We start from the raw sequence: 22562 nt of genomic DNA, 5'->3' as shown, positions 1-22562 counted from the left end.
TTACCCCGTCAGGCTGCTGACCGAGATCACGGTCACGGCACGGCGGTTCTTGGCATAGCAGGCCTCTTCCGAGCAGATCTCGAGCGGGCGTTCCTTGCCATAGCTGACGAATTTCAGACGGCTTTGCGGGATGCCCTTGGCCACCAGGTATTCCATCACCGCGTTGGCACGGCGGGCGCCCAGCGCAAGGTTGTATTCCCGCGTGCCCTGCTCATCCGCATGGCCCTCGATGATGGCCAGGTAGTCGGGGTTGTCCATCAGCCACTTGGCCTGCCCGTCCAGCACCACGCGCGCCTCCGCCGACAGGGTCGACTGGTCGACCGCGAACAGCACCCGGTCCCCGACACGGGCCGAGAAATAGGCCGGCGAAGCCGGATCGTCGACGCTGCCCGGCGCATAGGTTCCCGGACCGCCCGCCCCACGCGAAGCGTCGTCGCCACCGAACCGCGACGGGTTGGTACAGGCCGCGGTGGCCAGCGCCGCGCCGATCAGGATGGCCTTGGTGAGATGTTTCATGGATCAGGTCCTGCTCTTGTCATTGCGGCCTGTCTATCACAGGGCGCAATATATGGGAAATGACGTCTTATTGCAGCGGGCCCCAGCTGGGGTCCGAGGCGCCCGCCGGGGTGCGCACCCGTTTCAGGTTACGCCCCGAGATATCGACCGAGTACAGAGCCGACGAGCCCTGCGCGCCCTGCGTCTCGCGCGAGAACATGATAACGCGGCCGTTGGGGGCCCAGGTCGGGCCTTCATCCAGGAAAGAGGCGGTCAGCAGGCGCTCCTCGCCGCCGTCGGTGCGCATCACGCCGATGTGGAACCGGCCTGCGTTCTGCTTGGTAAAGGCGATGCGGTCGCCACGCGGGCTCCAGACCGGGGTGCCGTAGCGTCCGTCGCCGAAACTGATCCGCTGCGCCTCTCCGCCCATCGCCGGCATGACGTAGAGTTGCTGTGTGCCGGAGCGGTCGCTTTCAAAGACGATGCGCTGGCCATCGGGCGAAAAGCTCGGCGCCGTCTCGATCGAGGGTGCAGAGGTCAGCCGCCGTGTCGCCCCGCTCGCCAGGTCCATCGCGAAGATGTCGGTGTTCGATCCCTGCGTCAGCGAATAGACGACCATCCGCCCGTCCGGGGAGAACCGCGGCGCAAAGCTCATCACACCTTCGCCCACCTGCAGGATCTGGCTGGCCACGTCGCCCACGGTCAGGACGTGGATGCGCGGAAAGCCGGTCTCATAGCTGGTGTAGAGGACCCGCCCGCCATTGGGCGAAAAGCGCGGCGCCAGCACCAGCGACGAGTCGTCGGTCAGGTACTGCACATTGGCGCCGTCGTAATCCATGATCGCCAAACGTTTCTGGCGTGCGTCCTTGGGTCCGGTTTCCGAGACAAAAACCACGCGGCTGTCGAAATAGGGCGTCTCGCCGGTCAGCCGGCTGTAGACCTGATCGGCCACCTTGTGTGCCAGCCGGCGCCAGCCGCTGGCGTCAGAGGCAAATTGCATCCCCTGTCCCAACTCCTGGCCCGCGAAGACGTCCCACACCCGGAACTTGACCACCACGCGGCCAGAGGCATCGGCGGAAACGGAACCGGTGATCAGCGCCTGCGCGTTGATCGCCTTCCAGTCGGCGAACTGGACCGGCGCGCCAAAGCTGCTGACGCGGGCGATATGCGCGTCGCGCGGGATCTCGCGGAACAGGCCGGTGCCGGTCAGGTCGGCGGCGACGACGCGGCTGATCTCGGCCGCGAACTGTTCCGCAGCCTGGGTTTCGGCAACGAAATCGGGCACCGCGTAGGGCAAGGGTTCGATCACACCTTCGGTGATCTCGATGCGCAGGGGACCGGACTGGGCCTGGACGGCCACAGGCAGGAATGCCGTGGCACAGGCAAGGACCAGGGCGGCTAGGCGTGCGATCATCTCGGAAAACCCTCCTTCGGGCACTGCTCGGACCGGATGTGGCGGGTCTGTGCCCGCTCTGCGTTAACCTATCCTGATTTCCCCCGCCGCAAAACCGGCAATACCGGGTCGCAGAGGGGGAATTTGCGCAGGAAATCGCTCATTCAAGGCGCAACTCGTGAGGATCGAAGGTCATCTCGACCGCCTTCCAGCGCGCGTAGTCCGAGGCGGACAGGTCGTAGCCCCCGCCCCACTGGCACCGCAGAACCACACGGCGCGCGGATTGAAAGGCCCGGTCGATGGCGGCCTTGCTGCCGGATGAGGCACGGACCAGATGCACGCTGTCCGGCTGGATCTTGCCGTCCGGCAGCACCGAATACGCCAGCGTTACCCCGATGTCCGCGGCCTCGCTGTTCACGTCGATCACCCAGCAGCGCTCAACCGCCTGCGCGAACTCTGCGGCGTAGGATTGCGCCAAGACCGTACCGGGCGCGGCCATCAGGCACAGGACCGCCAGAGCCGCCGTGCCCCTCACCGCAACCTCATCTGGTCGGGATTGAAGGTCATCTCGATCTCTTTCCACTGCTCGTATTTCTCGGCGGGCAGGTCATATCCCCCCTTTTCGCAGCGCAGGACCGCGCGCCGCGCTGCCTGGAAAGCAGTCTGCACCGCCGCCGCGCTGCCGTCAGAGGCGCCGACCATGCGCAGGCTGCCGGGCACGACTCGTCCGTCCTGATCGAGTTCCATCCCGACCGTCACCGTGACGTTCGACGCCTCGGAGCCGTTGTCGACGATCCAGCAGGCCTGCACTGCCAGCCGCAGTGCCTCGCGTTCGCCCCGTGTCATGGGGGGACCGGCGGGAACATCGGGCGGCGCAGCCGACAGGGCATCCGCCAGCGCCGAGGTGATATCGGCGTTGACGTCCGGCAAGTCCGGCGCCGAAGGCTCCGGGTCCGGCGTGCCGGAGGGTTCCGGGGTCGCATCGGGGGCGGGATCGGGACGGGGTGTCGCCGCCTGCGCGACGCGAGGCGTGCGCGCCTGAGGACGCAGCGATTCCGTCGGCGCGAAACGCGGGCCGCCCTCGGGCACGATCTCTGTCGCGGTTTCCGGCGGCGCGGTCGGCACGCGCTCTTCCTCGACGACCTCGGGTGCGTCTGCCTCGGGGTCCACCGCCTCGACACGCTCTTCGGCGCGTTCGGTGTTCGGATCGGGCGGCGCCACGGGTTCGCTGGCCACGCGGTCTGCCGGGCGTGCCTGTGGCCGCAGCGAGGCACTGGGCGCACGCGTTGTGGGCACCGGGGCTGGCTGCGGCGCGATCGGCGCCGGAACGGGTTCGGGATCCGGCAGCGGCGTCGGGGCTGGCACGGGATCGGGTTCCGGAACCGGCTGGGGTTCGGGCACGGGTTCAGGTTCGGGCTGCGGCACGGGCTGGGGTTCGGGCACCGGTTGGGGTTCGGGTTCGGGCTCCGGCACGGGAGCCGGCTCCGGCGCGGGGGCCGGCTCGGGTTCTGGCGCAGGTTCAGGCTCTGGCTCCGGCGGCGGTGCGACGGGCGTTTCCGCTTCGGGCACAGGGTCAGGGACCGGCGGCGCCGTCAGCAGGGCGAAATCCTCTTCGCTCAGCACGGTCACGTCCGATACCTGCATGTCCGGCGGTTCCGCCGAGAACACGTCACCCAGCAGCAGCCAGGCAAACAGCAGGGCATGTGCCCCGCCGGATATGTAGAAATAGCGGTTCATCCGCGCCTCAGCCGCCGTCGGGCCCGTCAAGCGCCGGGCCGCCCACATCCGTCACCAGACCGATCGACGAAAACCCGCCGGCGTTCAACGCCCCCATGATCTGGGCCACGTCCGAATAGGTCACCGACCCGTCCGCGCGCAGGTAGACCCGGTCGTCCGAGCGTTCCGCCGCGATGGCCCGCAGCCGGTTCACCAACTCGTCGCGGGCGATCTCGGTGTTCTGGATCAGCACCTTGCCATCTGCCGACAGCGTCACGGTCAAGGGTTCCTGCGGATCGCTGGGCAGCGCCTGCGCCGCCGTCTTGGGCAGCTCTACCGGCACACCCACAGTCAGCAGGGGCGCCGCCACCATGAAGATGATCAGCAGCACCAGCATGACGTCCACGAAGGGCGTCACGTTGATTTCGGCCATCGGCTGTGCCCGGCTCCTGCGCGATCCGCGCCGCCGCTTGCCGCCTCCGGATTTGACGACCCCTGCCCCCATCGCTCAGGAGTCCAGCTGGCGCGAGAGGATGGTGGCGAATTCGTCGGCAAAAGCCTCGTAGTTGCCCACGATCCGGTCCGCGTCGGCAGAGAACTTGTTGTAGAAGACAACCGCCGGAATGGCTGCCAGCAGGCCCAGGCCCGTGGCCAGCAGCGCCTCGGCGATACCGGGTGCGACCACCACCAGCGATGTGTTCTGCTGTTCGGCAATCTGGATAAAGGAATGCATGATCCCGAAGACGGTGCCGAACAACCCGATGAAAGGCGCGGTAGACCCGACGGTGGCCAGCACCGGCAGACCACGCTGCAACTGGTCCGCCTCTTTCTGGATGGCGACATCCATCGACCTGTCGATCCGGCTTTGCGCATTGGCGATCAGCCCGCCGTCCTCGCGGTGGCTGCGTCGCCATTCCATCATCCCCGCGGCAAAGACGCGTTCCGACCGCCCCGAAGGTTCCGGGCCAAGCTGTTCGAACAGCTCGTCCAGAGGTTCCCCGGACCAGAAGGCCCGGTCGAACCGCGTCGCCTCACGCCGGGCACGGCGGTAGCTGACGAATTTCTCGATGATGATCGCCCAGGCCCATACCGAGGCGACCATCAGCAACAGCATGACGAGTTTGACCGTCAGCGTCGCGCGCATGAAAAGACCCCAGAAGGAGAAATCGATCTCCGAGGCGAGGGCAAGCGTTCCTGCTTCCATAGACCTGCTCATTTCCTGTCGGCCCCTGTGGCCGGGGCTCTGATTACAGCGATTTCTACCCGATTTGCAGGGGAAAGGCCAACACATTGGCACTGTACCGCCTCTGCACATGCAAATGGGCGGTTCCATGCCGGGCACAAGCCCCCGAGAGTTCGATTTGGCTTGGCTGCCGAAAGTGTTACAGTCGGGATCAGATCCAATCAGGAGGTTTCATGCCCCGCCCGCTCTGCCTCATCATCGGGCACGGACCGGGCCTTGGCGCAGCCTATGCCCAATGCTTCATGGAAGCGGGCCATGGTCTCGCCCTGCTCAGCCGGTCAGGCGCGCGGTTCGAGGGACGCGCCCAGCCCGGCGCCACGGTCTCGGCCTTAGCTTGCGACGCCGCCGATCCCACGGTGCTGACGCAGGCCCTGGACGACGCAACCCGCGACCACGGCCCACCCGATGTGCTGATCTACAATGCCGATCTCGCCATGTTCGGCACGCTCGACGATCTGGACGAAAACCAGTTCGAGCAAAGCTGGCGGGTCGGGACGCTTGGGCTTTATACCGCCGCCCGTACGCTGGGCCGCAAAATGGCGGCACGCGGCTCGGGCACGATCATCGTTTCCGGCGCCACCGCAGCGCTGCGCGGGCGCGACTGGACCACGGTCTTTGCCCGACCAAGGCGGCGCAACGCGTCCTTGCGCAGTCACTGGCCAAGCAGCTGGGCCCAAAGGGAGTGCATGTGGCCTATATCCTGATCGACGGGGTCATAGATACCGCCGATACACGGTCGGATTTTGCCAAGGGGAAACCGGACGATTTCTTCATCCAGCCCGACAGGATCGCCGCCACCGCCTTGATGCTTGCCCGACAGGACCGCTCGGCCTGGACCTTCGAAATCGACCTGCGCCCTTTCGGCGAAACCTGGTAGGACGGCTCAGTGCACCTGCTGACGCAACGCCACAGGCAAGCGCGCCGGCTGGCCTTCACGCGTGACACAGACCGCCGTCACCTCGGCCCGAAAGATCACCTCTTCGCCCCGCACGACCTCTTGCGACATCACCAGGCGCACGCCGGTCATGCTCTTGACCGCTGTCCGCACCTCAAGCGCATCGTCGTATTTCGCAGTCATCAGGTAATCCGCCTCGATCCGCCGCACGACAAAGACGATACCCTCCTCCTCGCGCATGGCGTTCTGGTCCAGGCCCTGCTGCTTGACCCAGTCGCTGCGCGCACGTTCGATGAATTTCAGGTAGTTGGCGTGGTAGACGATCCCCGCCATGTCGGTGTCTTCATAGTAGACGCGGATCGGGAAACGATGCATGGGCGGGCTCCTTCCTGGCAGCGCGACCCTAGGCGCGGCACCCGGCACGGGCAACCCCGTCTCAGCGCTTGCGCCGTCCACCGGCGCTGCGGCTGTGAAAGGTCGGCGGCCGCTTGGCGACCCAGGCGAGGAATTTCGCCATGTCGGGATGCGCGCGCAGTTTTTCGACCGTGTTCAGATCGCGCGCCAGCTCGGCCTCGGTGAACCGGGCGTGGATCTCGCTGTGACAGATCTGGTGCAACAGGACGACCGGCCCGCCCTTGCCGCCCTTCAGCCTTGGCACGAGGTGGTGCAGGCTCTGCCGGGCCTCCGGCGGAATGCGGCGCAGGCACAACGGACAAATCGGTTCTGATCCCTGTTCCAAATCGCTCCCCTTGTGGCCGGTACTGGCATTGGGCAAGAGAATGTGACGACGACGCCAAGGATCAAGCCAAATGGATTTCGACCTGACCAACCAGCCCGAGATCGTGCAGCAGGCCTATGCCTATGTCCTGCAGGGTTGGGAGATCGCCCATGAATGGCTGGTCTCGCCCGCCGCCTGGTCACAGTTCGGGCTGCTGGCCGCCGCCTTTCTGCTGGCCTGGCTGCTGACCCGCCGGCTGCGCCCCTGGCTGACCCGCGTCCTGACGCCTGAGGCCTCTCGCCAGTCCCTGCTGGCCTCGACACGGCGGTTCCTGCTGATCTTCGTGCCGCTGCTGCTGCCCCTCCTGGCCTGGGCATTCACCGGCATCGGCGAGAGCCTGACCAGGGCGATCTTCAACTCGGGCGCGGTGATCGCCTTCGGCAAGCGCGTGTTCCTGCTTCTCGCCGCGCGTATCCTTGTGCGCGAGATCGTGCAGGACGGCTTCCTCAAGGTGTTGGGACGGATGATCCTGCTGCCGGTCATGGCGCTGTATGCCGTCGGCCTGCTGGACGTGGCCACGGAACGCCTGAACGAGCTGACGGTCAGCCTGGGCAACATCGAGTTCACCTTGATGTCGGTGATCCGGGGCATCATCGCCGGGTCGATCCTGTTCTGGCTGGGTCGCTGGTCCAACGACCAGACCGGCGCCTATATCCACAAGCAGGAGGACATGCGCCCCGCCACCAGGCAGCTGGCCGCCAAGGCCGCCGAGTTCAGCATCTTCGGCCTGGCCTTCCTGCTGCTCATGAATATCGTCGGCATCCCCCTGACCTCGCTGGCGGTTCTGGGCGGTGCCATCGGCGTCGGCCTTGGCCTCGGCCTGCAAAAGATCGCCTCGAACTACATCTCGGGCATCATCCTGCTGTTGGAAGGGCAGGCCACGGTGGGTGATTACGTCGAACTGGACAGCGGCGAGGCCGGGACCATCGTCAAGACAACCGCTCGGGCGATGATCCTGGAAACCTACGATGGCCGTTGGATCGTCGTCCCGAACGAGGATTTCATCACCACCCGCGTCATCAACTATTCCGACCAGGGCAGCGCCAACCGCTACGAGGCGCCGTTTTCGGTCAGCTACAAGACCGACATCAACCTGGTCCCCGACATCGTCGAGGCAGCGGTGGCCAAGCATCCCGGCGTGCTGGACACGCCTTATCCTCCGGATTGCGAGCTGCGCGGCTTTGGCGATTCAGGCGTGGATTTCGCGGTCGAATTCTGGGTCAACGGGATCGACGACGGGGCGAACAAATATACCTCTGACGTGTTGTTCCTGATCTGGAACGCGCTCAAGGACCACGACATCGAGATCCCATACCCACATCGTGTCATCGAATTGCAGCACCCGACCGAAAGCCCCGCGCCCGAGGCGCAGGAGGCGTGACGGGACAGGCGCTTGTGATCGGCGGAGGGCCTGCCGGGCTTATGGCCGCCGACGCCCTGCTGAGCGCAGGCCGGTCGGTGACCTTGGTCGAGGCCAAACCCTCGTTGGCACGCAAGCTGCTGATGGCCGGAAAGTCGGGGCTGAACCTGACCAGGATGGAAGAACCGGGTCGTTTTCTGGCCGCCTATGGCGCGGCGGCGGCGCACCTCGCGCCGATGATTGGCGCCTTTGGCCCCGGCGAGGTCGCGGCCTGGGCCGAGGGACTGGGCCAGAAGACCTTTACCGGATCGACCCTGCGGCTGTTTCCCGAGGTCATGAAAGCCTCTCCCCTGCTGCGCGCCTGGCTGGCCCGGCTGGATGCCCTGGGGCTGGAGGTGCGGACCCGCTGGCGCTGGATGGGCTGGGACACGGACGGCGGGCTGTGTTTCGACACGCCCGAGGGGCCACGGACCGAATATCCCGACATCACCGTTCTGGCCCTCGGCGGTGCCAGTTGGGCACGGCTGGGCTCGGACGGGGTCTGGGCCGGGCATTTCCGGCACGCCGGCCTGCCGGTCACGCCCTTTGCGCCCTCCAATGTCGGGCTGGCGGTGGACTGGTCCGATCACATGAAACGGCACTTCGGCGAACCGCTGAAAAACATCACGCTCACCGCCGGGGACATGACCAGCCGGGGCGAGGTGGTGATCTCGGCCCGCGGATTGGAAGGTGGAGGCATCTATCCGCTGACACCTGCGCTACGGACCGGCCACACCCTGCAGATCGACCTGAAGCCGGACATGGATCTCGCCTCGCTGACGGCACGGCTGTCCCGTCCGCGGGGCAAGCAAAGTCGGGCCAACGTTCTGCGCAAGGCCTTGGGCCTGACAGCCGCCGCGCAGGCCCTGTTGATGGAATATGCGCGCCCGCTGCCGGATGATCCGCAGGCACTGGCCAAGACCGTCAAGTCTCTGGTTCTGCACGGAGCAACCCCCAGGCCGATGGACGAGGCGATTTCGACCGCCGGCGGTGTCCCTTTCGCGGCGCTGGACAACGGGTTGATGCTGCGTGACCTGCCCGGCACCTTCTGCGCCGGCGAGATGCTGGACTGGGAGGCGCCCACGGGCGGCTACCTGCTGACCGGCTGCCTGGCCACCGGCCTCTGGGCCGGGCGCCACGCGGCGGACTGGCTGGCCGCGCAACCTGTGCGCAATCGGGATCGCTGAGGAGACGCCCTACTGGATCGACTGACCCGGCGTCGACCAGGCCAGCGAGATACGACGGTTCAGCGCCCGCCCCTCCGGCGTGGCATTGTCGGCCACCGGCCGGTCAGGACCATAGCCCAGCACCTCCATCGCGGCGACAGGCACCCCACGCTTGGCGATCTCTTTCGCCACGACTTCGGCCCGCAGGCGGCTCAGCATCCGGTTGACGCCCTCGGCACCGAAATTGTCTGTATGCCCCCCGACGCGCAGGGTCAGCCCGCCCTGCCCCACGCAGACCCGTGCCACCGCCGAAAGCGCGTTCACGCCCCGGATCGACCGCGCGTCCAGCCGTGTCTCTCCCGAGAGAAACCGCACCGGTTCATCGCTTTCGGCCAGGCGGCTCTGGCGGGCGCATTCGGCCACCGAGGGCGCGAACTCCAGCAGCGGCAGCCAATAGCCCGCCAGAAAAACCTGCTCCGCCCCCAGGGCGATGTTCTGCCGCCGCGTGTCGGCGGGCGGGTAGTCTTGCAGCAACGACAGCGTCAGACTGTCATTCGGTCCCAGAGCCGCGCGGGTCGCCGCCTCGATCTGCTCCAGGTCGACGCCGGGAGAGAGGACAGCCTCGACAGAGAGCTGCCCCGGCGCAAGCGTGATGGTCAGTGTTTCCGCCTCTCCCAGCCAGGGTTCGACGGCCCTCAACAAGGGCGCGGCGCCCGGCAGCGCGGTATCCCTATCCTGCTGCAGGGTGCCACCGACAGGCGGCAGCCCCAACAGCCCGGCAATCGTGGCCGCATCCAGATCGACGGGCAATACACCGCCAAGCGACAGCCCGGTCTCGGGATGATAGATCAGGGTCGCATCCGGATCGCGGCCATCGTCCTGCAACTCGACACGGCTGCGCAGGTCAGCGCCTTGCGGCAAGGCCGCAAGCAGCGTCTCGACCCTTGCGGCACTGTCTGGATCGGCAAGAACCGCGTCCAGCGTGATGGAGGCCTCCTCCAGCAGGAGCTTCCCCTCGATCACCTCGGCAAAGGCCTCCTCTACCGCCGCAATGCTGGCAGCCCAGCCAAGCGTGTCCGGGTAAGGCGACTGCGACAGGCGCGAGACGTCGGCGCCCAGTGCCTTGGCCACACCCTCGGACGGGATGCCGTCCGGCAGAACCCCGCTGGCGGAGACCGCACCGTTCACCCGGTCAAGCTGTAGCCAGAAAGGTTGCGGCAGCGCCTCGGGCAGTTGCGACACGTCCAGACGGTAGCTGGCCGGCAGGGCCGCGCGCAGGGCCGCCAGGGCCTTGTCCATCTCTGGCCCCCCGCTCAAGGTTGTCAGCACCACGGCACCTGGCGTCACCAGCGCCACCCCTTGTTCCGCCGCGCCCAGGACCTTGACCGCGCCGATCATGGCCGGCCCGAGGTCCGGCAGCTCCGGATCGACCGGCCCGTTGACCAGCGCATTATCCTGCACGCTGTCAAACGCGCCCGTCAGGACCTGTACGTTCAGGCCCGGCGGCAGTTTTCCCCGCAGCGACACGCCGCGGCGCGGGTGACGCTCGGCCACCAGAAGGAAAGGCGCGCCATCGTCACGCACGCCAATCTCTCGCTTGATCGACAGGCCCTTGGGCAGCGTGTCGAGCCGCGCTGCCACTGCCCGCGCCTCGGCAGGCCAGAGCGCCTCTCCCCGGATCGTGCCACTTGTTCCGGAGACAGTGACCTCTGCCCGGTCCAGCAAGGCCGCACTTTCGGAAAGCACCAGCAGCGCCTTGTCCCAGTCGGCAATTGGCGCACCGCGTGCCACCTGAAGGGCCGTGACCGGTGTGCCATTGATCCGACCCAGCGCCTCGGCGGTGGTGGCTGCGGTGACATGACCGTTCAGCCGCACCCCCTTGTCGTCCTTGCGCAGGCCATAGGTGAACCGTCCGACCCGGGGCAGAACCTCCAGGCGGGCACGCACCTCTTCGACACCGTCGATACCGCGCAGCGCGCGTTCAATGGCGCGCCGGTCCGCGTTGCTCTGGACCAGCCCTTCGACCGTGATCACCCGTCCCTGAACCGTCAGCGCAGGCGGATCGGGATACTCGGCCAAAAGCGCCGTCGCCTGCGCGCGCAGTCCGGCCTCGATGGTCGGCTCGTCGCTGGGCACCTGGAACAGGCCAAGGCCCGCCAGGGTCAGGAAGATGACCAGCGCGCCGATGGCTTCGACAAGCGCCTTGGCCGTCATCGGATCAGATCGCGGCCTTGCGGCTCTCGTCCAGGTAGATCTCGCGCAGGCGCAGGGCGCGCTGTCCCGGCGTCCCATCGCCCAGCGCCACGCCGTCGATCTCGACCACCGGCATCACGAAGGTCGAGGCCGAGGTGATGAAGGCCTCATCGGCGCCTTGTGCTTCCTCGATCGTGAAGTTGCGCTCTTCGACCTCCATCTGCGCCTCGCGGGCAAACCGCAGGACGGCGGCACGGGTGATGCCGTGCAGGATGTCGTTGGACAAGGCGCGGGTGACGATCTTGTTGCCCTTGATGAAATAGGCGTTGTTCGAGGTGCCTTCGGTCACGAAACCGTCCTCGACCATCCAGGCGTCGTCGGCACCGGCCTTCTTGGCCATCATCTTGCCCATCGAGGGATACAGCAGTTGCACCGTCTTGATGTCGCGGCGGCCCCAGCGGGCATCCTCGATCGAGATCACCTTGATGCCGGTCTTGGCTGCGGGGCTTTCCGCCAGGCCGGGCTTGTTCTGGGTGAACAGGACGATGGTCGGCACGGTCGTCTCGGGGTCAGGGAAGACGAAATCGCGGTCGTCCGGGGCGCCCCGCGTGATCTGCAGATAGACCAGCCCGTCCACGATCCCGTTCTTCTCCACAAGGTCGCGATGGATCTGCAGCAGTTCCTCGGGGGTGACGGGGCTGCGCATCTCCAGCTCGTCCAGCGACCGCTGCAGGCGTTTCGCGTGGCCGTAGAAATCGATCAGCTTGCCCCCCAGCACCGAGGTGACCTCGTAAACGCCATCGGCCATGAGAAAGGCCCGGTCGAAGATCGAGACCTTGGCCTCGTGTTCAGGCAGGAAATCTCCGTTCACATAAACGGTACGGGTCATGGGCGTGATCCTTGAAAGCGGTGTCCAGCGTCTTGTAGGCAGGGCGCCTGCGGGCTGCAAGCCTCCGCCCCCGGGGGCAGCGGCGGCATGCCGTCTCAACCCCAGAGCGCGGCCACGGGCGGGTGCACGCCCTCGGCATCGAATTTCAGCGGCACTTCACGGTCCTCCGCCAGCAACAAAGGCCCGTCCAGGTCCGTGACAAGCGCCCCCTGGGCCAGCAGCACGGCCGGCGCCATTGCCAGGGACGAGCCGACCATGCAGCCCACCATGACATCATAGCCCTCGGCCAGTGCCGCATCGCGCAGGGCCAGCGCCTCGGTCAGGCCGCCGGTCTTGTCCAGCTTGATGTTCACCACGTCATACTTGCCCTTGAGCGCGGGCAGCGAGGCGCGGTCATGACAGCTTTCGTCGGCACAGACAGGCACCGGGCGCTCCATGCCGATCAGCGCCTCGTCCTCGCCGGCCGGTAAGGGTTGTTCGACAAGCGCCACACCCAGCCGCACCAGGTGCGGCGCAAGGTCGGCGTAGACCTCGGCGCTCCAGCCCTCGTTGGCATCGACGATGATCCTGGCATCCGGCGCACCGCGGCGCACCGCCTCCAGCCGGGGCATGTCATCAGGCGTGCCCAGCTTGATCTTGAGCAGGGGCCGCGCAGCATGTTTGCGCGCCGCCGCTTCCATGTTCTCGGGCGTGTCCAGCGACAGGGTATAGGCGGTGATTTCCGGTCCTGGCCTCGCCAGACCGGCCAGTTCCCACACCCGTTGCCCGGCGGCCTTGGCCTCCAGGTCCCAAAGCGCGCAATCCATCGCGTTGCGCGCCGCCCCTGCGGGCAGAGCCTCTTGCAGTGCCATGCGGGAAATCCCCGCGGGCAGGGTCCCGATCTCGGCGGTCACTGTGTCCAGCGTTTCATCGTAGCGGGCATAGGGCACGCATTCCCCCCAGCCCATGACCTTGCCGCGCGAGACCCGCACGGTCAGGACCTGCGCCTCGGTTCGGCTTCCACGCGAAATGGTAAAGGCCTCGGCCAGCCGGAACACGTCTCGTGAAACAGTGATCGTCATGCCCGTCCTCCCTGTGCTTCTTCTTGGTGTAAATACCCCACGTCCGCAACCGACCACCCCAGTGCGGCGCACCGAATGATGCGCCCCAAGGGACGGCGGGCGGGGCGTCTTTCGCGCAAAGCGCGAAACAGCGTCCGGCCAGGGGCCGGACCGCCCGTTGTCAGAGCGCAGCCAGTGCCTCGGCCAGCCGGTCGGCACCGTGCCGGAACGGGTCCACCGTGGGCAAACCAAGGCGCGCTTCGACCTCTTCGCAATAGCGCACCGCCTCCGCCTCGCCCATGTGCTGCGTGTTGATCGACACGCCGACGACCTGGCAGCCGGGATTGGCGACCTTTGCCAGCGACATCGACAGATCCCGCACCTCTTCCAGCGAGGGAAGACCATAGTCCGGCAGCCCGCGCATGTGGGTCCGCGTCGGCTCGTGGCACAGGATCAGCGCGTCGGGCTGACCACCGTGGATCAACGCCAGCGTCACGCCGCTGAACGAGACGTGGAACAGGCTCCCCTGCCCTTCGATCACGTCCCAATGGTCGGGGTCGTTGTCCGGCGTCAGCCATTCGATGCTGCCGGCCATGAAATCCGCAACAACCGCGTCCAGCGGCACGCCGTCGCCAGTGATCAGGATGCCGGTCTGGCCGGTCGCCCGGAAGGTCGATTTCATGCCCCGGTCGCGCATCGCCTTGTCCAGCGCCAGCGTGGTGTACATCTTGCCCACCGAGCAATCGGTACCCACGGCCAGCACCCGCTTGCCGGTTCGTTTCTTGCCATCCGCGATCGGATAGTCGACCTCGGGCACCCGCACGTCGTGCAGGGCACGGCCCGTGGCCTCTGCCACGGCCTTGAGATCGGGCTCGTCCCGCAGCAGGTTGTGCAGCCCCGAGGCCAGGTCGAAGCCTTCCTCCAGCGCCTCGACCAGGACCTTTTTCCAGGTCTGGCTGATCTTGCCGCCGCGGTTGGCGACGCCGATCACCAGCGTCTTGGCCCCGGCTGCCTTGGCCGCTGCCAGATCCATGTCGGGCAAGCCCAGGTCGGCCTTGCACCCGTCCAGCCGGAACTGTCCGACACAGTTTTCCGGCCGCCAGTCGCGGATTCCCTGGGCCACCTTGGCCGCCAGCGGGTCGGGCGCATCGCCCAGGAACAGCAGATAGGGTGTCTCGATCATGGACGCCTCCGAAATCAGAATTTGCCCGACCATGCCAGAACGCCTGCCGAACTGCCTTGCGTTCCTGCGCTGATTTACAGATTTCTTCGACGTTTCTTGCGTGACCTGAGCAATTTGCCGAAGAATCGTGCAGCCAATTGGGAATGCCGCTCTGCAGCGAAATTTGCTTGCGGAGGCTCACGCAGTTTTATAACCCGTACACCAAGGTATACGCAATTTTCTGACCGAAAGGCCCTGCCCCATGTCCTTCCGCATCCAGCCTGCCGCCCCGGCCCGCCCCAACCGCTGCCAGTTGTTCGGCCCCGGCTCGCGCCCGGCGATCTTTGAAAAGATGGCAGGATCGGCGGCCGATGTCATCAACCTCGACCTAGAGGACTCGGTGGCCCCCACCGACAAGGACAGCGCCCGCGCCAATGTCATCAAGGCCATCGGCGAGGTCGACTGGGGCAACAAGACCCTGTCGGTCCGGATCAACGGGCTGGACACGCCCTATTGGTACCGCGACGTGGTGGACCTGCTGGAACAGGCCTCCGAGCGGCTCGACCAGATCATGATCCCCAAGGTCGGCTGCGCGGCGGACATCTATGCCGTCGATGCGCTGGTGACGGCGGTGGAACGCGCCAAGGGCCGGACCAAGCCGATCAAGTTCGAGGTCATCATCGAAAGCGCCGCCGGCATCGCGCATGTCGAGGAGATCGCCGCCGCCTCGCCGCGCCTCGTGGCCATGAGCCTCGGCGCTGCCGATTTTGCCGCCTCGATGGGCATGGCGACCACCGGCATCGGTGGTACGCAGGAAAACTACTACATGATCCACGACGGGCAAAAGCATTGGTCGGACCCGTGGCATTGGGCCCAGGCCGCGATCGTGGCCGCCTGCCGTACACATGGCGTTTTGCCCGTGGACGGGCCCTTCGGCGACTTCAGCGACGACGAGGGGTTCCGCGCCCAGGCGCTGCGCTCGGCCACGCTGGGCATGGTCGGCAAATGGGCGATCCACCCGAAACAGGTGGCCCTGTCCAACGAGGTCTTCACCCCCACCGATGAGGCCGTGAACGAAGCGCGTGAGATCCTCGCGGCGATGGAAACGGCCAAGGCAAACGGCGAAGGCGCCACCGTCTACAAGGGCCGCCTTGTCGATATCGCCTCGATCAAGCAGGCCGAGGTGATCGTCCGCCAGGCCGAGATGATCGCCGCCAACTGACCTGACGGGCCGGGCCTTCTGGCCCGGCCCTACCCTGCCCGGGTCTGACCCGCCTTGCGCAGCCGTTTCAACAGGGCCGTCTTGGCCGCACCCAGCGCCGCATCGTCCAGGTCAGACTGGTTGAGCGCCAATAATTCCGCCACTGCCTCTGCCGGCTGCACGTTCTGCCGTGCCAGCGGCAACAGTCCACCACGCGACACGCCCAGCCGGTCCAGCGCCACGCCCAGCGGACCAAGCGGATCGGTGCCGCACGCCTCCAACCGGGTGGAGGATACCTCGGCCTGCCTGCCCAGCCTTTCCGCCACCCTTGCCACGACCGCATCCAGCTCTGCCGCATCGCGAAAGCCTACGGCGAATTGCTCTGGCCCCACAGTCAGTCGCTGGCTGCGCAGGAGTTGCCAGTAAAGACTTTTCAGCCAGGCCTCTGGCGCGCGGGTTGTGAACCAGACTGACAGCGAAAGGTCCGGCACCTGACGTGCCAGGACCTCGACCATGTGCCCCAGCAGCTCTGGCGCGGTTGCATAGGTGGTGACGGATTTCCGCCCCGGCAACAGACCGCAAAGGTGTTCCGAACTGACAAGCAGCGGGCGCGGATCTTCCGGGTCGACGCGCTGCGCGAACCCGGCCACCGCGTCGCGAAACGCCGCAACGCGATTGGCATTGATCCCCACGGAGACACGCCGCGCAGCGAAGTTCAGCGGCTCTATATCATGCGGCAAGACAAGACGCAGGCGCGGCGCAAGGGTTTCGCGCTGTGCGTCAGCCCCGCGTTGCAGGCTGGTGGTGCCCGTCTTGTGAAAGCCCGGATGGATCAGTACCCGCATGCCCTGCCCCGTTCTGCCCTGATCGTCCTTTCCCTAGCGGGACCCGCCAGAGCGCGACATGCTGCGGGACAGATCAAGCCCGCTCATCCTTGGGCGATCCCATGACGACATAGGACGTCAGCGTGCGGACCTGCGGCAACGCCCCCAGGATGTCGGTATGGAAATGCTTGTAGGCGGTCAGGTCCGCCACCTCGACCCGCAACAGATATTCCACCGGCCCGGTGATGTTGTGACACTCGCGCACCTGGGACGCCGCCGCCATCGCCTGTTCAAAGGCCAGTTGCGACGGCTTGGTATGCTGGTTCAAGCCGACGGTGATATAGGCGGTAAAGCCGATACCGCGCTTTTCGGCGCTGAGCACCGCGCGATAGCCCCGGATCACCCCGGTCTTTTCCAGCGCCTGCGTGCGGCGCAGGCAGGCCGATGGCGACAGCCCCACCCGTTCGGCCAGGGCCAGGTTGCTCAGCCGCCCGTCGGCGGAAAGCTCTCGCAATATATTTCGGTCAATGGCGTCCATTTCGATCATCAATTGCAGAAATAGACAGAATGCGCTGAATTTTGCAATCATATCGCGCGCCCTCTCCGCAAATATTGCGCCATGACACCTGACCTGCTCCTTGCCCTCGCGCTCTTTGCCGCCGCCACCGTGTTCTCTCCCGGTCCGAACAACCTGATGCTGATGACATCGGGGGCGAACTTCGGCCTGCGCCGTACCCTGCCCCACCTGGCGGGTGTCGCCTACGGGTTTCCGCTGATGATCCTGCCGGTGGGACTGGGCGTGATGCAGGTCTTCGAGATCTGGCCCTTTGCCAACACGCTGCTCAAGGTCGTCTCGGTCGTGTACCTGCTTTGGCTGGCATGGAAGATCGCCAACCAGGCGGCGCCGGGCGAAGCGGGCAGCAATGCCCGCCCCCTCAGCTTTTTGCAGGCCGCGGCCTTTCAGTGGGTCAACCCAAAGGCCTGGTCGATGGCCTTGGGCGCGATCACGCTTTATGCCGCCAGCCGCGACCTTGTCGCCGTGGCCTGGGTCTCTGGCACCTACGCCGTGATCGGCACCGCCTCGGCCGTGACTTGGACGGTGCTTGGCACAGGTCTGCGCCGCTGGCTGGATCACCCCGGACGGCTGCGCCTGTTCAACTGGAGCATGGCAGCGATCCTGCTGGCCGCGATGGTGCCGGTCCTGTTCGGCTGACGTCAGCCCAGCAGGGGCACATGGATTTCGGTCAGCAGCGCCTCGGGCGGCGTATCGGTGGGATCGTTCAAGTAGACCTCGAACGAGGGGCTGTCCGCAGGCATCCGACCGGAGTCGGGCAGTGCCACGCCATAGGCATGGTCCCAGGCCGCCGGCAGACCCGCATAAGCCCCCTTGAAGGTCAGAACGAGGTGATCGCCGTCCGGCAGGGGAATGTCCTGCAGGTCCTCGGGCATGGCAAAATCCTGCTCTACCAGGATGCCCGCGGCGCTGCGCAGGTCCGGCTCTGGCGTGTCCGCGGGCGAGTCGTAGTAGATGGCGGCCATACCGCGCGCCTGTGGCCACAGCCCCCTGGCTGAGAAAATCGCCGCCAGTTCGGTAAAGGCGCGGGCGATCTGGTGATAGTCCCCCTTGTGCGGTAGCGCCGCCAGACGCGCGGGCGCGCAATTGCGGATTTCGACAGGGTACATGGAAGCGTCTCCTTTGCGCAGGGTCAGGGTCATGCGATCAGCCTGTCCGGCGGCGCGGAAGGCCAGCGGCGTGATGCCGTAGTGCGCCTTGAAGGCGCGGTTGAAGCTCTGGGCATTGGCATAGCCCACGCGGGCGGCGATTACCTCTACCGGGTCACCCCCCTGCACCAGCCATTTGCCAGCGCGGTGCAGGCGCAGCCGGCGCACGGCCTGCGCCACGGTTTCGCCGGTCATCGCGGCGTAGACCCGGTGAAAGTGAAACCGCGACATCGCCGCCACATCCGCCAGCGCGTCCAGCGAAAGGTCGCCGTCGGGCCTGTCGACGATATGGCGCATGACCCTGCGGATGCGGGCCTCATATGTGGCAGCGGGGTGGTCCTGTCGGGTCATCACGGGTGTCCTCTGTCTGCCGGGACCATAGACCGGCCCGCTGCGACAAATCTTGCTTTATTGCATCCCGCGCGCGGCGAGGCCATATAGCGCCCTGCAAGGAGACCCGGATGACGCATTACCTCGACTTCGAAAAACCCCTGGCCGAAATCGAAGGCAAGGCCGAAGAACTGCGCCGCATGGCGCGTGACAACGAGGAAATGGACGTGGCGGCAGAGGCTGCCGCGCTCGACCGCAAGGCCGAGACACTGCTCAAGGATCTCTATGCCAAGCTGACGCCCTGGCGGAAATGCCAGGTCGCCCGCCACCCCGACCGGCCGCATTGCAAGGACTATGTCGAGGCGCTGTTCACGGAGTTCACGCCGCTGGCCGGCGACCGCGGCTTTGCCGACGACCACGCGGTCATGGGTGGCCTGGCCCGTCTGGACGATCGTCCGGTGGTGGTGATCGGCCATGAAAAGGGCAACGACACCAGTTCGCGGATCACCCGCAACTTTGGCATGGCCCGGCCCGAAGGCTATCGCAAGGCGATGCGCCTGATGGAGATGGCCGACAAGTTCGGCCTGCCGGTGGTCACGCTGATCGACACGCCCGGCGCCTACCCCGGCAAGGGGGCCGAGGAACGCGGCCAGTCGGAAGCCATCGCCCGGTCGACCGAGAAATGCCTGCAGATCGGCGTGCCGCTGGTCTCCGTCGTGATCGGCGAAGGTGGATCCGGCGGTGCTGTGGCCTTTGCCACCGCCAACCGGGTCGCGATGCTGGAACACGCGGTCTACTCGGTGATCTCGCCCGAGGGCTGTGCCTCGATCCTGTGGAAGGATTCCGACAAGATGCGCGAAGCCGCCGAGGCCCTGCGCCTGACCGCGCAGGATCTCTACCAGCTTGGCGTCTGCGACCGGGTGATCCCCGAACCGCTGGGCGGCGCGCACCGCGACAGCGAGGCCTCCATCGCCGCCGTGCGCAGCGCGATCGGCGGCCTTTTGGGCGATCTCGACGGCATGTCGCGCGAAGACCTGATCCGCGCCCGCCGCGACAAGTTCCTGAACATGGGGTCCAAGGGCCTGGCGGCCTGAACCTCAGCCTTTGCCGTTGCCCTGGGAATTGCAGCCGCGGCGCCTGTTTCTGCGCAAAGCTGTCTTCAGGGCTACAACGTCGACCCGGCCAAATCGCTGCCCGCGACTCCGGTCCCCGGCCTGTACAGCGGCTGGAGTTGCGTTGCCGGCGAACGCTATCGCGAGGCGCTGTTCGTCGACAACGAGAGCCGCATCAAGGCCGCCGACTTCCAGAGCCTGAGCGCCTGGCAGGCCCAGCGCGCTGTGCTGGCCGACAAGTTGGCCCGGGCCGAGACGCGGTTGCGCGACGCCAAGACCGGCGAAGCGCGCAACTTGGCGATCAGTTCCACCCTGAACGCGGTTGGCGCGGCGCTGACGCTTTATGGTTGTCCCGCGGCCCTGACGGGTGCGGGCGGGGTCTCCTGCGTCGGCGGACTGGCGGTGGCTGGCGTCGGCCAGCTCTATTCGGTGCTCACCACAGGCGGCTCGGTCGAGATCGCTCTGGATGCACTGAACGACACGCAGGAGCTTCTGGAAGGGCATGACAGCATGCCCGCGGCGGAACTGGATGCCGCGCTGAGCGCGGCCCCGAAACAATTTGCACGCGCTCGTGACGATGCGTCAGGGCTTTGTCGGGTGACAGGGGCGCCTGCGTCCCGGCACTATCCTTGGTATGGAGCTGCTATTCGCATACGGGGCCGGGCTGCTGACCCTGATCAATCCCTGCGTGGTGCCGGTGCTGCCTATCGTCATCGCCACCGCCCTGCAGGCCAGCCGAGCTGGCCCGCTGGTCATGGCGGCAGGGCTCAGCCTGTCCTTCGTGGTGCTGGGCGTCGGGGTCACGGCCTTTGGCCATGCGCTGGGAATCGGCGTCGACACGGTGTCCCGGTTTGGCGTCGTGCTGATGGTATTCTTCGGCCTGGCACTGTTGCTGCCGCAGGCGGCAGGCGTGCTTGAGACGGCCACCGCCGGCCTGTCGGCCCGTGCCGATGCGCAGATGGACCAAATTGACCGGGGCGCATTGCGCGGGCAATTCCTGGGCGGGGTTCTGCTGGGCGCCGTCTGGAGCCCCTGCATCGGCCCGACGCTGGGCGGTGCCATTTCCCTGGCCAGCCAGGGCCAGGATCTTGGCTGGGCCGCGCTGATCATGCTGTTCTTTGCACTTGGCGTTTCGACCCTGATCCTGGGACTGGCCTATGGCACGCGCGGCGCGGTCGGCCGCTACAACAGCCAGTTGCGCGCCCTTGCGGTCCGTGCGCGCCCGATCCTGGGCGCGACCTTCGTGGCCGTGGGGCTGGCGCTTTTCTTCAACCTTCATCACCTGGTCGAGGCCTGGCTCATCGGCGTCTTGCCGCCCTGGTTGATCGACCTTTCCGTTTCCCTCTGACCCCAACCCCAAGACACGGACCCACAAAGGAGCCTTCTCATGGATCGCCGCCGCTTTCTGACCCTGACCGCCGGAACGGCCCTCGCCCTGCCCCTCGCCGCCCGTGCGGCACCGCTGGCCTACAAGCCCGGCCTCGTGACCACGCACCTGGACAAGGGCGAGACCGTCTTTCTGGATTTCAAGGCCAGCTGGTGTTCGACCTGCGCCGCGCAGGAACGTGTCATCAATGCCCTTAAGTCGGAAAACCCGGACTACGAGGCGCAGATCACCTTCATCGACGTGGACTGGGATGAACATGGCCGCTCTGAACTGGCCCGCTCGCTGAAAATCCCGCGTCGGTCCACGCTGGTTGTCCTGAAGGGGCAGGCGGAACTGGGGCGGATCGTCGCGCAGACCTCGCGCGCGTCGATCAAGGGGCTGATGGACACCGCCCTGACCGCGGCGATGGCCTGAAGCCGGGCGGGCGTCAGGCCCCGCCATCCGCCTTGCGCACAGCGCGCACGGCCAAGAGCGTGACCACCGGGCCGATCAGTTCGAAGACCACTGTGGTTCCGATGGTCAGGGTCAGCAGGATGTCCCCGACCGCCGGCATTTCTGCCGCGGCGACCAGGGCCATGCCCACCGCGACACCGGCCTGCGGCAGCAATGCCGGGCCGATCCAGCGGCGTTCCGCGCGTGTCAGCCCGCCGAACAGGCCGCCCAGCCATCCCCCGGCAAGGCGTCCCAGGATCCGCAGGGTCACATAGCCCAACCCGATCCAGCCAACAGCAGAGAGTGCGTCCAACTGCATCGACGCCCCGGCCAGCAGGAAAAAGAGGATCAGGAAAGGACGCTCGACCATCTCGATCTCGTGGAAGGCGCGTTCGTGGTGTTGCGCACGGTTGGCGATCACCGCCCCCGCCGCCATGCCCGCCAACAGAAACGACACCTCCAGCCAGAGCGCCAGCCCGGCGGTCAGGAAGACAAGGCCCAGCGCCTCGATCCGCGTCGGCTCGCCCGGGCGCAGGCGCCCGGTCAGAACGGCACCGGGCAAGCCGATGACCAGGCCAAGCACCAGCGCGCCGCCAACCTCCCATAGGGCGACGAGCAACAACCCGGGATCAAAATCACCAATGGCGACGGCCTGCGCGGCCACTACCGCCAGGGCAAATACCATCATCCCCCAGGCGTCGTCGATGGCGACGATGCCGCGCAAGGTATCGGCAAAATCGCCCTCGCCCCCAGCCTCGCGCAGGGTTTCCTGCGTGGCCGCCGGGTCGGTCGCCGTGGCCACTGCGCCGATCAGGATTGCCAGCTCTGGCGGCAGACCCGCCAGCCAGAGGCCCGCGGCCACGACCACCATCGTCGCCAGCACCACCGCAACGGAGACCGTCAGGATCGCCCGCCCGTGCGCCGCTACCTTGTCGCGGCGCAACGACGACCCCAGCAGAAAGGCCACCATCGTCAAGGCTACGATCGACAGCGGCTCGTACCAGAGAATCGCCGCCTCTGGCAGCAGCGCCAGTCCGGACGACCCGATCAGCACGCCGATGACCAGCAGCAAGGTCACGCCGGGCACGCGCGTGCGCCGGCCGAGTGCGTCAGCCGCAAGCCCCGCCAGGAACAAGACGCCCAGCGCGATGAAGACCGGTCCAAATTCCATGAGTCTTTCATGCC

At 66.6% G+C, this 22562-nt stretch carries 26 protein-coding genes; 9 read left to right on the top strand and 17 right to left on the bottom strand.

Annotation, left to right across the window (positions count from 1 at the left end):
• The 6 genes from pal to tolQ all read right to left on the bottom strand — a co-directional run bounded on the left by pal (position 1) and on the right by tolQ (position 4808).
• Positions 1-516 carry a peptidoglycan-associated lipoprotein Pal gene (gene pal, locus G9Q80_RS15165; protein WP_069208023.1) on the bottom strand — a complete coding sequence of 172 codons (516 nt, stop codon included), beginning with the start codon at positions 514-516 and terminating at the stop codon, positions 1-3.
• Between the two features lie 67 nt (positions 517-583).
• A complete protein-coding gene (tolB, locus tag G9Q80_RS15160; RefSeq protein WP_043142096.1) occupies positions 584-1909 on the bottom strand; it encodes a Tol-Pal system beta propeller repeat protein TolB in 1326 nt (441 codons plus the stop codon).
• A gap of 139 nt (positions 1910-2048) precedes the next feature.
• Entirely contained in the window at positions 2049-2423 is a 375-nt protein-coding gene (tolA, locus tag G9Q80_RS15155; RefSeq protein ID WP_088714511.1) for a cell envelope integrity protein TolA, read from the bottom strand.
• Complete coding sequence (gene tolA / locus G9Q80_RS15150; RefSeq protein ID WP_074622387.1) at positions 2420-3625, bottom strand: cell envelope integrity protein TolA; 1206 nt, start codon at positions 3623-3625, stop codon at positions 2420-2422. The genes tolA (G9Q80_RS15155) and tolA (G9Q80_RS15150) overlap by 4 nt, the downstream gene beginning before the upstream one ends.
• A 7-nt stretch (positions 3626-3632) precedes the next feature.
• Positions 3633-4109, bottom strand: coding sequence for a protein TolR (tolR, locus tag G9Q80_RS15145; RefSeq protein ID WP_043142100.1), 477 nt, complete (start codon positions 4107-4109; stop codon positions 3633-3635).
• A gap of 3 nt (positions 4110-4112) precedes the next feature.
• Positions 4113-4808, bottom strand: a complete 696-nt coding sequence (gene tolQ / locus G9Q80_RS15140; RefSeq protein ID WP_043142103.1) for a protein TolQ — start codon at positions 4806-4808, stop codon at positions 4113-4115.
• 212 nt (positions 4809-5020) lie between these two features.
• On the opposite strand from tolQ, the gene G9Q80_RS15135 reads away from it, so the two are divergent.
• A complete protein-coding gene (locus G9Q80_RS15135; protein WP_088714510.1) occupies positions 5021-5551 on the top strand; it encodes an SDR family NAD(P)-dependent oxidoreductase in 531 nt (176 codons plus the stop codon).
• Positions 5536-5724 (top strand): Rossmann-fold NAD(P)-binding domain-containing protein, encoded by a 189-nt coding sequence (locus G9Q80_RS15130; protein ID WP_088714509.1) that lies wholly within the window; start codon positions 5536-5538, stop codon positions 5722-5724. The genes G9Q80_RS15135 and G9Q80_RS15130 overlap by 16 nt, the downstream gene beginning before the upstream one ends.
• 6 nt (positions 5725-5730) lie before the next feature.
• On the opposite strand, the gene ybgC is transcribed toward G9Q80_RS15130, so the two are convergent.
• A complete protein-coding gene (gene ybgC, locus G9Q80_RS15125; RefSeq protein WP_088714508.1) occupies positions 5731-6117 on the bottom strand; it encodes a tol-pal system-associated acyl-CoA thioesterase in 387 nt (128 codons plus the stop codon).
• 61 nt (positions 6118-6178) lie between these two features.
• The gene (locus G9Q80_RS15120; RefSeq protein ID WP_083242147.1) at positions 6179-6481 is read right to left on the bottom strand and encodes an HNH endonuclease family protein; all 303 of its coding nucleotides are present in this window, start codon (positions 6479-6481) and stop codon (positions 6179-6181) included.
• A 70-nt stretch (positions 6482-6551) separates the two neighbouring features.
• Here G9Q80_RS15120 and G9Q80_RS15115 point away from each other — a divergent pair, with 70 nt between their 5' ends.
• Together G9Q80_RS15115 and G9Q80_RS15110 are read left to right on the top strand one after the other, a co-directional pair.
• Entirely contained in the window at positions 6552-7901 is a 1350-nt protein-coding gene (locus G9Q80_RS15115) for a mechanosensitive ion channel family protein (RefSeq protein WP_052244505.1), read from the top strand.
• Positions 7898-9106, top strand: coding sequence for a TIGR03862 family flavoprotein (locus G9Q80_RS15110; RefSeq protein ID WP_269799296.1), 1209 nt, complete (start codon positions 7898-7900; stop codon positions 9104-9106). Before G9Q80_RS15115 ends, G9Q80_RS15110 begins: the two co-directional genes overlap by 4 nt.
• Before the next feature lie 9 nt (positions 9107-9115).
• Here G9Q80_RS15110 and G9Q80_RS15105 read toward each other — a convergent pair whose 3' ends face one another.
• The 4 genes from G9Q80_RS15105 to dgcN all read right to left on the bottom strand — a co-directional run bounded on the left by G9Q80_RS15105 (position 9116) and on the right by dgcN (position 14390).
• Complete coding sequence (locus G9Q80_RS15105; RefSeq protein WP_168246492.1) at positions 9116-11299, bottom strand: OmpA family protein; 2184 nt, start codon at positions 11297-11299, stop codon at positions 9116-9118.
• Between the two features lie 4 nt (positions 11300-11303).
• On the bottom strand, positions 11304-12167 hold the full coding sequence (locus tag G9Q80_RS15100; RefSeq protein WP_088714506.1) for a D-amino-acid transaminase: 864 nt from the start codon (positions 12165-12167) through the stop codon (positions 11304-11306).
• 95 nt (positions 12168-12262) lie between these two features.
• Complete coding sequence (gene dgcA, locus G9Q80_RS15095) at positions 12263-13228, bottom strand: N-acetyl-D-Glu racemase DgcA (protein WP_043142119.1); 966 nt, start codon at positions 13226-13228, stop codon at positions 12263-12265.
• A gap of 160 nt (positions 13229-13388) precedes the next feature.
• On the bottom strand, positions 13389-14390 hold the full coding sequence (dgcN, locus tag G9Q80_RS15090; RefSeq protein WP_043142583.1) for an N-acetyltransferase DgcN: 1002 nt from the start codon (positions 14388-14390) through the stop codon (positions 13389-13391).
• 241 nt (positions 14391-14631) lie between these two features.
• Between dgcN and G9Q80_RS15085 the strand changes: the two genes are divergently transcribed.
• Complete coding sequence (locus tag G9Q80_RS15085; protein ID WP_088714505.1) at positions 14632-15591, top strand: L-malyl-CoA/beta-methylmalyl-CoA lyase; 960 nt, start codon at positions 14632-14634, stop codon at positions 15589-15591.
• Between the two features lie 29 nt (positions 15592-15620).
• On the opposite strand, the gene G9Q80_RS15080 is transcribed toward G9Q80_RS15085, so the two are convergent.
• Both G9Q80_RS15080 and G9Q80_RS15075 read right to left on the bottom strand, forming a co-directional pair.
• Positions 15621-16415, bottom strand: a complete 795-nt coding sequence (locus G9Q80_RS15080; RefSeq protein ID WP_088714504.1) for a hypothetical protein — start codon at positions 16413-16415, stop codon at positions 15621-15623.
• A 73-nt stretch (positions 16416-16488) separates the two neighbouring features.
• Entirely contained in the window at positions 16489-16941 is a 453-nt protein-coding gene (locus tag G9Q80_RS15075) for an Lrp/AsnC family transcriptional regulator (RefSeq protein ID WP_088714546.1), read from the bottom strand.
• Between the two features lie 72 nt (positions 16942-17013).
• Between G9Q80_RS15075 and G9Q80_RS15070 the strand changes: the two genes are divergently transcribed.
• A complete protein-coding gene (locus G9Q80_RS15070) occupies positions 17014-17607 on the top strand; it encodes a LysE family translocator (protein WP_074622378.1) in 594 nt (197 codons plus the stop codon).
• Between the two features lie 2 nt (positions 17608-17609).
• On the opposite strand, the gene G9Q80_RS15065 is transcribed toward G9Q80_RS15070, so the two are convergent.
• A complete protein-coding gene (locus G9Q80_RS15065; RefSeq protein WP_088714503.1) occupies positions 17610-18467 on the bottom strand; it encodes an AraC family transcriptional regulator in 858 nt (285 codons plus the stop codon).
• 110 nt (positions 18468-18577) lie between these two features.
• On the opposite strand from G9Q80_RS15065, the gene G9Q80_RS15060 reads away from it, so the two are divergent.
• A complete protein-coding gene (locus G9Q80_RS15060) occupies positions 18578-19540 on the top strand; it encodes an acetyl-CoA carboxylase carboxyltransferase subunit alpha (RefSeq protein WP_043142130.1) in 963 nt (320 codons plus the stop codon).
• Between the two features lie 3 nt (positions 19541-19543).
• Here G9Q80_RS15060 and G9Q80_RS15055 read toward each other — a convergent pair whose 3' ends face one another.
• Positions 19544-20062: a hypothetical protein gene (locus tag G9Q80_RS15055; RefSeq protein WP_088714502.1), complete on the bottom strand. Its 519-nt coding sequence runs from the start codon at positions 20060-20062 to the stop codon at positions 19544-19546.
• Positions 20063-20192: 130 nt separating this feature from the next.
• On the opposite strand from G9Q80_RS15055, the gene G9Q80_RS15050 reads away from it, so the two are divergent.
• Complete coding sequence (locus tag G9Q80_RS15050) at positions 20193-20906, top strand: cytochrome c biogenesis CcdA family protein (RefSeq protein WP_088714501.1); 714 nt, start codon at positions 20193-20195, stop codon at positions 20904-20906.
• A 39-nt stretch (positions 20907-20945) separates the two neighbouring features.
• Positions 20946-21359 (top strand): thioredoxin family protein, encoded by a 414-nt coding sequence (locus G9Q80_RS15045; protein WP_088670267.1) that lies wholly within the window; start codon positions 20946-20948, stop codon positions 21357-21359.
• A 13-nt stretch (positions 21360-21372) separates the two neighbouring features.
• Here G9Q80_RS15045 and G9Q80_RS15040 read toward each other — a convergent pair whose 3' ends face one another.
• Positions 21373-22548, bottom strand: a complete 1176-nt coding sequence (locus tag G9Q80_RS15040) for a cation:proton antiporter (RefSeq protein WP_088714500.1) — start codon at positions 22546-22548, stop codon at positions 21373-21375.
• Positions 22549-22562 lie beyond the last annotated feature (14 nt).

Origin of the sequence: Mameliella sp. LZ-28, assembly GCF_012274245.1 — a bacterium.
Classification (GTDB): Bacteria; Pseudomonadota; Alphaproteobacteria; order Rhodobacterales; family Rhodobacteraceae; genus Antarctobacter; species Antarctobacter albus.
Note: the sequence above shows the minus strand (reverse complement) of the source record. Positions and strands in the feature narration are given on the sequence as shown.